Origin of the sequence: Candidatus Kosakonia sp. 282A-S69, from assembly GCF_029433855.1 — a bacterium.
Taxonomy (GTDB): domain Bacteria; phylum Pseudomonadota; class Gammaproteobacteria; order Enterobacterales; family Enterobacteriaceae; genus Kosakonia; species Kosakonia cowanii_A.
On the sequence record NZ_JAROAU010000005.1, the window covers coordinates 256,713 to 256,970 of the forward strand.

The following is a 258-nucleotide window of genomic DNA, read 5'->3' on the forward strand; positions in this document are numbered from 1 at the left end:
CGGCGAATATGTCGCCGTCGCAAAGACGCTGGGGCCACTGTCCGGATTCGTGATGCTGGGCGTCAACGTCTTCAACAATCTGTTCTTTCCGCCCGCCGCGGCGCAGGCGATCAGTGCGGTTCTGTCCACCGTCTATCCGGGCATGCCGACGGTGCCGGTCGCGATCGCGGTCGTTGCGGCATCGACGCTGATCGCGCTGTTGCAGATCCGTGTGAATGCGTGGATCACCGGCCTGTTTCTGGCGGGCGAAGTGCTGGC

The 258-nt window shown here is 64.0% G+C and carries 1 protein-coding gene; it reads left to right on the plus strand.

Annotation, left to right across the window (positions count from 1 at the left end; all coding sequences use genetic code 11):
* On the plus strand, positions 1-258 hold a 258-nt coding region (locus PU683_RS22300), incomplete at both ends, for a hypothetical protein (RefSeq protein WP_277174680.1).